This is a genomic window from Promicromonospora thailandica, from assembly GCF_024171955.1.
Taxonomy (GTDB): Bacteria; Actinomycetota; Actinomycetes; order Actinomycetales; family Cellulomonadaceae; genus Promicromonospora; species Promicromonospora thailandica.
This window is the reverse complement of record NZ_JAMTCS010000002.1, coordinates 501,380-512,562: the sequence shown is the minus strand read 5'-3', so window position 1 is coordinate 512,562 and position 11,183 is coordinate 501,380. Positions and strand designations below refer to the sequence as shown.

Sequence of the window (11,183 nt, the reverse complement as noted above, 5' to 3'; positions counted from 1 at the left end):
CTCCGGTGCGGACGGGTCGCTCCAGTCGGACGGGTCGGGCGCCTTGTTCTTGGCCTGCACGCTCACCGTGTACGCGGTGCCGTTCTCCAGCCCGGTCCAGGTGATCCGGCCACCGGTCTGGCACGTCTTCTGGGTCACGCCGTCGGTCGGGGCAGGGCTGATCTCCAGGTTGACGCACTCGATGGGCGAGCGGTCCGTGTAGCTCCGGTTGGTCCAGCTCACGATCAGCGCGCTGTCGTCGAAGTCGAGCGTCGGCGGCTCGGGCTTGTCCGGCTTCTCGTCCGGGCGCGCCTCACGGGACCGGGGCGACGGCTCGGAGTCGCCCACCTCGTTGGTCGCCACCACCGTGAAGGTGTACTTCACGTTGTTCTTCAGGCCGTCGAACGTGCACGTCGTGGTCGCGCAGGCGTGCTCCTGACCGGTGTTGGTCCGCAGCGTGTAGCCGGTGATGTCCGCGCCGTTGTTGTTCGGCTGGTCCCAGCTCAGCACCACCGTCTCCGAGCGCACCTCCTCCACCCGCGGCGCACGCGGCGCCTCGGGCCGCCCCAGCACGGTCAGCTTGAGCACGCCGTCGACCTGGCGGTCCGGGTCCTTCGTCGCGTCCTGCACCGTGTAGCGCACCATCATGACGCCGTGGAACTCGGCACCCGGGGTGACCACGACCTCGGAGTCGGTGAACGTGACGCCGTCGGCCACACCCGTCTCGACCACGGCACCGGTGAGGGTCCGCTCCTTGCCGGGGAACGGGTTGGTGTCGTTCTCGAGCACCGGCACCGACACCGACCTGCCCTGGTGGGCGTCCGGTACCTCGTCGGGCGTGGTCTGGATGAGCGGACGGGTCGAGCCCACCACCTTCACCGTGAGCTGGGCCTCCACGGGCGGGTTCCAGCCGTCGGCCACCGTGAACGGGATCGTCTGGGTGGTGCCCTTCGGCACCGACGGCTCCGCCTGGGCCGTGACGGCGCTGCCCGACGCGGTCGCCGTGACGCCTTCGCCGCGGGCGACCTCGTAGGTCAGGTCGTCCTTGTCCGGGTCCTTGACGTACCGGGACAGGTCGACCGTCGCCTCCTCGCCCGCCGCGACCTCGAGCACCGCGGTGCCCGTGATCTTCGGCGGCATGTTCTTGGCCGGGGTCACGTCGATCAGGAGGGTCAGCACGGCGGTCAGGCCCTCGGGGTCGTCCGGGCCGGAGCCGTCGGTGACCTCGAAGGTGACCGAGGCCGCGCCCGCGTAGTCCGCGGCCGAGGTGTACACGACCGTGTCGGCGTCGGTGACCGAGACGCTGCCCTCCAGCGCCTTGACCGTCTTCTCCTCGGTGATGCGCGGCTCGCGGTCCTCGCGGACCACCACGTAGTCGGCCAGGTCGATGGTCAGCGGCTCGCCCGTCGTGGCCTTGAGCGGCTTCAGGCCCGGCTTGACGTGCGGGCGCGACTGGTCGCCCGGCACCCGCACGAACGCCTTGGCCTCCAGGCCGTCCATGTCGGTCACGGTGTACGTGATCACCTGCGCCGAGGACCCCAGCTCGATCACGAGCTGCTTCTCCTCGGTCACGGTCACGCCCTCGAGGCCCTCGGCGACGGAGACGTCGAGCTCCGCGGCCACGCCGTCCGGGTCCACGTCGTTGGCCAGCACGTTCACGGTCACGCTCGACGAACCCTGGACGTCGTCCGCCGTCACCACGTCGTCCGTGGCGACCGGTCGCAGCAGCGGGGCCTCCCGGTCCACGTCCACCGTGATCGCACCGCTCGCACGGGCCTGGAACGTGTCCTGGACACCGTAGTAGAAGGAGTACGCGGCCTCGTCGTCGGGCGCCGTGAGCACGACGTCGTCCTCGACGGCCTTCGGCTTGATGCCGCTCTCCTCGGTGCCCTCGAACCCCTTGGCGAAGAGGCCGATCTGGTCACCGTCCGGGTCCGAGTCGTTCTCCAGCGCCTGGATCGCCACGGTGCGGCCGGGCCGGACCGTCGTCTCGTCGTCCTCCGCCTGCGGCGGCTGGTTGGTCGCCGGCTTGGGCGCGATGCCCACGCGCACCAGCCCCTCGGCGGGTGCGCCGCGGGTGTCGGTCACCTGGTAGGTGAACGTGTCCAGGCCCGGGGTGTCGGACGCCTTGTAGTCGATGAACCCCTCGACGATGGTGGCCGTGCCCTTGCTCGGCGCCCCGGAGATCGAGCTCAGGGTCACGTGGTCGCCGTCGGGGTCGGTGCCGTCCAGGGGCAGCGGGATGCGCACGACGCCCTCGGTCAGCACGCGGGCCTCGACGTCGGGCAGCTGCGGGGCGGTGTTGGAGTCCTCGTCGACGACGGTGATCGTGACCTGGGCCGAGTCCTTCTGGCCGTTGCTGTCCACGACCTCGTAGACCGCGTGCACGGTCCCGGCCTCGTCCCCGGCGCGGAACCGCACCGTGTCCTGCGAGACGAAGGCCTCGCCCGCGCTCGCCGGCGGGGACTCCTGCAGCTCGTCGTTGACGCGCAGCTCCAGGCCGTCGGGGTGGGTGTCGTTCTTCAGCACCGGGATGGTCACCACGTCGCCGGTGTGCACCGTGGCCGTGTCCGGTCCCGCCTCCGGCGGCCGCAGCGCCGCCGGCGCCGGGATCGGTACCACCCGGACCTGGCCGGAGGTGGTGCCGCTGCCGTTGCCCACCGTGTAGTCGATGGTCACCGGACCGCTGAGGCGCTTGATCTCGGAGACCTTGAGCACCTGGTGGTTGAGCACCGCCACCTTGACCGGGGAGTCGTCCGGCGTCTCCACGCCCTGGACCACGAGCACGCCGCCGGCCGGGTCGGTGTCGTTGGCCAGCACGTCCACCAGGGCGGTGCCGCCCGTGGGCAGCAGCACCTGGTCGGAGACCGCCACCGGCACGCCACCCTGCTCGGGCGGGGTCACCACGTCCACGCGGACCAGGCCGGTCACCGGCTTGGGGCCGTCGGTCACCTGGTAGGTCACGTCGTAGGAGCCGGGCTCGTCGCTCACGAACTTGAACGTGCCCGCCGTCGCGTTCGTGGTGATCTCGGCCTTCTGCTGCTCGGTGACGCTCGTCAGGCGCAGCTTGTCGCCGTTGGGGTCGTAGTCGTTCCTCAGCGGCTCCACCGTGACCGGCTCACCCGCGAGCACCGTCACGTGGTCCTGTACCGCCACGGGCTCCACGTTGCTCGCGATCACGTCGATCTGGAGCGTGCCCTCGACGGGCAGGTTCTGCGCGTCCGACACGGTCACGTCCACGATCTTGCGGCCCACGGTCGTGCCACCGTCGCGGAACTCGATGGTGCCGTCCGGGCGGAACCGCACCTCGTCCAGCGGGTCCGCCGTGGACGCGTTCGAGAGGAACAGGTCGTCCCCGTCCGGGTCCCTGAAGTACGGCAGCACCTTGATGGTGCCGAGCCCGCCCTGGCCCACGCGGAGCACCGGCTGGCCGGGCTGCACGGGAGCGTGGTTCTCCTCCAGGGGCACCACCTTCACCGTGACCGACGCGTAGGCCGTCCCGCCCTCGCGGCCGTCGTCGACCTGGTACTTGAACGTGGTGCTGCCGGTCGCGTCGGCCGGCACGTCCGCCTGCAGCGCGGCGCCGTCGAGCACCCGGTCCACCGTGGCGTCGCCCGTGACCTTGCCGTCGACGGACACCGTCATCACGTCACCGTCGGGGTCCACGTCGTTGCCCAGCACGTTCAGCACCGTGGTGCGGCCCGGACGCACGCCGATCACGTCGTCCTTGGGCTTCGGCGCGCGGTTCGGCCTGCTCCGGTCGGCCACGAGCTGGTCCACCTGCTCGGGCGTCGTCTCCTCGGACTCCGTCTTCTCACCCTCGGCGTCCTCGGGCATCTTGAGGTCCCAGTCATCGACCTTCTGGAAGTCGTCGGCCGCCATCCACAGGGTGCCGTCGGCCACGTCGTTGAGGACGATCAGGTTGCGGTTCACGCGGTAGACCAGCGTCGCGGCGGGGTCCACGCCCTCCAGGACCTCGTCGACGTCGTTGTCCGGCCCGGGGCAGTCACGCACCACCTGGCCGGACTGCGACCAGGCACCGTAGACGCAGTCGCCGAGCTGCACGGGCGCCGACGGGTTGCCGGACGCCGTGCGCCGCGTGGCGTCGCCACCGCCCAGCGGCTGCGACACCAGGCCGGACGCCGTCGCCACGACCACCACGTCGGAGTCCGCCGACGGCTGCTGCAGCATGGCCTGCGCGCCGTCGACGGCGACCACGTCGCCGCCGGGCAGCACGAGCTTCGCGCTCTTCTGGTCCAGCACCACAGGCTCGTCCCCCACGGCGGAGACCTGCACCTCGGCGCTCTGCCCCACCGGCAGCTCCGACTCCTCGACGTCCTCGGGGACGCCCTGGGAGCTCGTGGGCACGGTGTAGAGCGTGCCGTCGGCGGGCACCGCCAGGAACACGGTCCCGTCCTGGGACACGGTGAGCGCACCGCCCGGCCCGGCCTTGACGGTCGGCTTCATCTTCTTCTCGTCGAAGCTGGCCGAGTCGAACGGCAGCACCCACGCGTTGCCGGTCTCGGGGTCGTACACGGCGGTCGTGGCCGCCCCCGCCGCCACCTTCGCGCCGGCGGGGAACTTCATCGTCGATTCCAGCGAGAGCAGGGCGGGGTTCACCGGGCTCGCGGAGGAGTCGCCCAGGCTGCTCAGCAGCACCCGCTGCGCGTCCTGCTCCACGTCGAAGCTCGTCGAGTTCGCCAGCAGCGTGCCGTCCAGCGCCTTGGCCTCGTAGTTGAACCGGCCGAGCTTGCCGGACGCCGTCTGCGTCACCCACACGCCCGAGTCGTTGAGCTCGACATCGGCCGTCGCCTCGCCCTCGTAGAGGAGCGCGAAACCGACCAGTCCCACGCCGAACAGGGTCACCGCACCAATTGACGCCATCGACCGGCGGTTCTCCATCACGCGCGAGACAAAGCTCATGCGTCCTCCTTGATAATTCATTCATTTCCCCGACGACAGCCCGCCCGGACGACACACAGGCGCGACGGAAGCACCCTACCGGGGTAGTGGGTGAATCGTCCCGGACTTTCGTTGGGGAGGACTACCCATGCCGCTCGCGCAGATTGTATGGGTATATCTGATAAGCGGCATCGAAAAGGTCACCAGAGCAGGTGGTTGGACTCCCCCAGCTGCTGCGTCTCCACCCACGTGTACTCACCCGTGTAGCCGTGCATGCAGTCCGACTGGCCCGACCAGTTCCCGTTGGCGTCGGTGCGCAGCGGCACACCCCACGCCTGGCCCCACCACTGGCCCTGCTCCCACCGCGGGAAGTACACCTGCCCGGCCGAGTTGTGCTCGGTCGACAGGCAGCGCATCGTGAACGCCGTGTTCGGCTCCCAGCCGGTGATGCTCATGTTGATCCAGCGGCACGCCGCACCCTGCCGGCAGCCCGACGAGCCCGAGGCGTCCGCACCCTTCGAGATCGTGAAGCTGCGGTTGGCCGGGTTCGGGTTGGTACGTCCGCTGCCCGTGCCCGACGCGCCGCACCCGGCGACGTTGCAGGCCTGCGCCTCGAGGCTGTAGCTCGTGCTGTGCGCCGGCCCGACGTCGACCGTGCCGCCCGACGCCCCGAGGTTCTGCCAGCCGCCGCCGTTGACGCGGTAGCGCATCGACTGCACGGCACGGCCGCCGTTGCTGCCCGGGGGCGAGACCGTGAACCGGCCCTCCGACGAGGACCGCAGGGCCCAGGACACGCCCGGCGCCCCCGGCGTCGTGTACGGGGTCACGGCGTTGGAGCTCGCCGTCCAGGCCGAGCACGTGTACTGGTTGCACGCCCGCACCTGGAAGCGGTACTCCGTGCCGTTGGACAGGCCCGTGACGGTGTACGGCGAGGATGCGGTGCGCGCGGCGACGCCGTTGCCCTGCACCTCGTACCGGTGCGCGGGCCCTCGGAAGTCGTCCGACGCGATGCCGCTCCACCGCACGACGGCCTGCCCGCTCGTGGTGCTGCCGAGCTCGGCCGTGGGCGTGCCCGGCACGGTCGGCTGGCCGTACGGCACCTGCTCGGGCGACCGGTCGCTGACGGGCGACGTGCCGGCCTTGTTCTCCGCGGCCACGGCGAACGTGTAGGACGCCTCGGGCGACAGACCCGACACCACGCGCGACGTGCCCGTGACGGGCTGGGTCTCCTTCTTCGCGCCGTTCTCGAAGACGTCGAGGTGGTAGCGCGCGACCGCGTCACCGTTGTTCGCCGGCTCGGTCCACGAGACCGTGATCTGGCCGCCGAGCGCGTTGTCGACCCGCTGGGCGCTCGGCGCGGCGGGCTGCGCGGGCGGCGCGGCCGGCACCTCCGGCGCGGACGCGTCGCTCCAGTCCGACGGGTCGGGCGCCGCGTTCACGGCCTGCACGACGACGGTGTAGGCCGTGCCGTTGGCCAGGCCGTCCCAGACGGTGCTCGTGCCGGTGACACAGGACTTCTGGATCACGCCGTCCGCCGGGGCCGGGCTGATCTCCAGGTTGACGCACTCGATGGGCGACCGGTCCGTGTAGGCCCGGTTCTCCCACGCGACGGTGAGCGAGGAGTCGCCGAACGTCAGCGTCGGCGGCTCCGGCTTGTCCGGCTTCTCGTCCGGCCGGGCGTCCTCGGAGGGGGCCGACGGGTCGGACTCCCCCACCTCGTTGGTGGCCGTGACGGTGAAGTTGTAGACCACGTCGTTCTTCAGTCCCGTGACCGTGCAGGTCGTGGACGGGCAGTCGGTCGAGCCGCCCTGCCCGGTGCGCGCGGTGTACCCCGTGATCTCCGCGCCGTTGTCCGAGGGCGCGTCCCAGGACAGCACCACCGTGCCGGACCGCACCTCCTCGACCCGGGGTGCGCGCGGCGCGTCCGGCCGGCCCAGCACCGTCAGCCGGACGGTGCCCTCGACCTCCCGGTCGGGGTCGTCCGTCGCGTCCGCCACGCGGTAGCGCACCACCATCGTGCCCACGAAGGTCTCCGCCGGCGTCACCACGACGCCGGAGCCCGACGGCTCCGCGTAGCCCTGCCCCGTCTCGACGGCCGCGCCGACCACGGTGAGCGGCTCCTCCGGGAAGGGGTTGGCGTCGTTGGCCAGGACGTCCACCGGGGTCTCCTCGCCCTGGTGCGCGTCGGTCACCTCGTCCGGGTTGGCCCGCGCCAGGGGGCGCGTCGAGGCCACCACGCTGACGGCGAGCTCGCCCGCGACGGGCGGGTGGCCGCCGTCCGACACCGTGAACGGCACGGTGACGCGGGTGCCCTTGGGCACGGAGGCCTGTGCCTGGGCGAGCACGGTCGCGCCCTGGGTGCCGAACGTGAGGCCGTCGGCCGAGCCCGTGACCTCGACGGTCAGCGGGTCGCCCTCGGGGTCGACCACGACGCGCGACAGGTCCAGCGCCGACTCCTCGCCCGCGGCGACCTCCAGCAGGGCGGTGCCGCGGATCTCCGGCGGCTGGTTGCGGCTCGCGCGCACGTCGATGGGCAGCGTGAGCACGGCCGTGCGCCCTTCGGGGTCGTCCGGACCGTCACCGTCGGTCACCTCGAACGTGACCGCCGCCCGGCCCACGTAGTCCTCGTCCGAGGTGTAGGTGAGCGTCGTCGGCCCCGTCACCTCGCGGGTGCCCTCGACAGCCGTGACCTTCTCCTCCACCGTGAACCGCGGCTCGTGGCCCTCGGCCACGAGCACGTGCTCGGCGATGTCGATCTCGAGGGTCTCCCCCGCGAACGTGCGCAGCGCCTCGACCGGCTGGCGCAGGTGCGGCAGCGAGCCGTCACGCGGTACGCGCAGGAACGCCTTGGCTTCCAGGCCGTCCAGGTCGGTCACGGTGTAGGTGAGCACCCGCGGCTCCTCACCGAGAGCCACCGTCACGTCGCCGTCCTCGCCCAGCGTGACGCCCTCGGGCGTCTCGCCGTCGGCGCCCGGCACCGCGACCTCCAGGTCCGCGGCCACGCCGTCCGGGTCGGTGTCGTTGCGCAGCACGTCCACGGTGACCGTGTCCGACGTGACGTCGGCGGGCGGCACCACGTCGTCGCGGGCCACCGGCCGCAGCAGGGGCGCGTCGTCGGCCACCTCGACCGTCACCGAGCCCGTCGCCCGCGCGGCGTAGGTGTCCTCGATGCCGTAGTAGAAGGTATGGGTGCCCTCGTCGTCCGGCGTGGTGACCACGACCATGTCGTCGACCACCCGCGGGTCCAGGGCGTCGGCACCCTCGAACGACTTCGGCACCAGGCCCACCTGGTCGCCGTCGGGGTCAGAGTCGTTGGCGAGCGCGTCCACCGCGACGTCGCGGCCGGGCCGCACGAGCGTCTCGTCGTCGCCCGCCGTGGGCGGCTGGTTGGTGCCCGGCGGCCGGGCGACGCCGACCGCGACGGTGCCCTCGGCGGTGGCACCGCGCGTGTCCGTCACGGAGTACCGGAACTCGTCGGCCCCCGCCGCGTCGCGCGACGCCTCGTACTCGAGGAAGCCGTCCACCAGGCGCACGGTGCCCTTCGACGGCGGCGCCGACAGCCCGTCGAGCGTCACGTAGTCACCGTCCGGGTCGCTGCCGTCGAGCGGCAGCGGGATGCGCGTCACCGCGCCGGCGAGCACGCGTGCCGTCGTGTCCGGCGGCTGCGGCGCCGCGTTCTCCAGCGTGTCGGTCACGTTGATCGTGACCTGCGCCGAGTCCTTCTGACCGTTGCTGTCGCGCACCTCGTAGACCAGGTGCGCCGTCCCGGCCTCGGAGCCCGCCCGGAACCGCACCGTGTCCTCGGAGACGAAGGCCTCGCCCGTCTCGGGCTCCTCGACCAGGTCGGGTGCGAGGGTGAGCTCCAGCCCGTCCGGGTGGGCGTCGTTCCGCAGCACCGGGACGGTCACGATGTCACCGGTGTGCACGGTCGCCTCGTCCGGTGCCGCCTCCGGGGGACGCAGCTCGGTCGGCGCCGCGATCGGCACCACCCGCACCTCGCCGACCGCTGTCTGCGTGCCGTTCGACGCGGTGTACCGCAGCGTCACGGGCTGGTCGAGCCGCTCCGTCTCGGCCACCCGCAGCACGTGGTGGTCGAGCACGACGGCGGTCACGCCCGGGTCCGCCTCGACCGACGACGCCACCAGGACGCCGCCCGCCGGGTCGGTGTCGTTCGCCAGCACGTCGACGAGCGCCGAGCCACCGGCCGGGAGCAGCACGGTGTCGGCCACGACCACCGGCGGGCCGGCCTCGTCCGGCGGCGGCAGCACGTCGATCCGCACGAGTCCCATGGTCGAGTCCGGGCCGTCGCTGACCTGGTAGGTGATGTCGTAGCTGCCGGGCTCCTGGCTCACGAAGCGGAACGTGCCGGCCGCGTAGTTCTCGGTGATCGTCGCCGGTGCCTGCTCCGAGACGCCCACCAGCCGGAGGCGGTCGCCGTTCGGGTCGGTGTCGTTGCGCAGCGGGTTCACCGTCACCGGGTTCCCGGCCAGCACCGACACGTGGTCGGCGACGGCGACGGGCGGCTCCTGCGTCGCGATGACGTCCACCAGCAGCCGGCCCTCGCCCACCTGGTCCAGGCTGTCCGACACCGTCAGGTCCACGATCTTGCGGCCCGTGGTCGCACCCCCGTCCCGGAACTCGACCGTGCCGTCCGGCCGGAACCGCACCTCGTCGGTCGGGTCGGCCGTCGTGGCGCTCGACAGCACCAGGTCGTCGCCGTCCGGGTCGCGCCAGAACGGCAGCACCTTGATGGTCGCGTCGCCGCCCTGGGCCACGCGCAGCACGGGCTCGCCCTTCGGCTCCGGCGGGGCGTTCTCGCTGAGGGGCACGACCCGCAGGCGCACCGTGGCCTCGGCGGTGCCGCCGCGGCCGTCGTCGACCGTGTAGTCGAAGCTCACGGTGCCCGACGCGGTCGCGGGGACGTCGGCCTGCAGGGCGGCGCCGTCGAGCACGCGGGCGACCCTGACGTCCGCCGCCGGGCCCGTCTTCACGGCGGCGGTCATCACGTCGCCGTCCGGGTCCAGGTCGTTGCCCAGCACGTCGAGCACGGTGGTCCGGCCCGGCCGCACGCCCATCGCGTCGTCCTTCGCCTGCGGCGGCCGGTTCGGCTTGTCGCGCTCGGCCAGGAACTGGTCCACCATCTCGGGCGTCGTGGTCTCCGACTCGACCTTCTCGCCCTCCGCCTCCTCGGGCATCTTGAGGTCCCAGTCGTCGACCTTCTCGAAGTCGTCCGCCGCCATCCACAGGGTGCCGTCGGCCACGTCGTTCAGCACGATGACCTTGCGGTTCACGCGGTAGGCGAGCTCGCCCTCGGCGCCCTCCAGCCGCTGGTCCACGTCCCGGTCGGTGCCCGGGCAGTCCCGCACCACCAGACCCGTGCCCGACCAGGCCCCGTACGTGCAGCCGCCCAGCTGCACGGGCGCCGCCGGCGTGCCCTCGCCGCGGCGCGTGGTCGCGTCCCCGCCGCCGAGCGGCTGGGTCACCAGGCCCTTCGGCGTCGCGACGACGACGTCGTCCGCCCTCGCCGACGGCTGCTGCAGCCGCGCCTCGGCGCCCCCGGCCACGTCCACGACGTCACCGCCGGGCAGCACCAGCGTGGAGGCCGTCCGGTCCAGCACCACCGGCCGGTCGCCGACGGCGGTCACCTCGACCTCGGCGCCCTTGCTGACGCGCAGCTCGGACTCGTCCACCTCGCCCGGCGCACCCGCCGCACCGGTGTGCACCGTCACCAGCCGCCCCTGCGCGGGGACGGCGGCGAACACCGTGCCGTCCGTCGCGACGGCGAGCCGGGCGCCCGGCGCGAGCTCCGCCGTCGGGTCCAGGTCCGCTTCGCTGAACTGCGCCGCGCCCTCGAACGGCAGCACCCACAGCCGGCCGTCGTCCGGGTCGAGCACCGCCGTCGTGGCACCCCCCGAGGCCACGACCGCGCCCGCCGGCACCGTCATCGTGCCGTCGAGGGCGAGCTGTGCCGGGTCCACCGGGTTCGCGGTCGCGGCGCCCGGATCCGTCATGAGCACGCGGTAGGCCGCCTGCTGCACGTCGAACGTCGAGGAACCGGCCAGGAGCGTGCCGTCCAGGGCCTGCGCCTCGTTGTTGAACCGGCCCAGCAGACCGGCCGACGTCTTGGTGACCCACACGCCGGAGTCGTCCAGGTCGACCTCCGCCGTGGCCTCCCCCTGCTGCAGCACGGCGAGGAGCACGAGCGTCCCGGTGAACAGCGCCACCACCCCTGCGGACACCGCCGAGCGCGGCGACACGTTCAGTCCAGGCACAGGTCTTCCCCAACTCGTCGTCATACAGCG

The 11,183-nt window shown here is 72.5% G+C and carries 2 protein-coding genes; both read right to left on the bottom strand.

The annotated features are described in order from the left end of the window. On the bottom strand, positions 1–4,902 hold a 4,902-nt coding region (locus APR03_RS05360), incomplete at its 3' end, for an Ig-like domain-containing protein (protein ID WP_253833438.1). A gap of 179 nt (positions 4,903–5,081) precedes the next feature. Continuing rightward, the gene (locus tag APR03_RS05355) at positions 5,082–11,153 is read right to left on the bottom strand and encodes an Ig-like domain-containing protein (protein WP_253833436.1); all 6,072 of its coding nucleotides are present in this window, start codon (positions 11,151–11,153) and stop codon (positions 5,082–5,084) included. Positions 11,154–11,183: the final 30 nt, after the last annotated feature.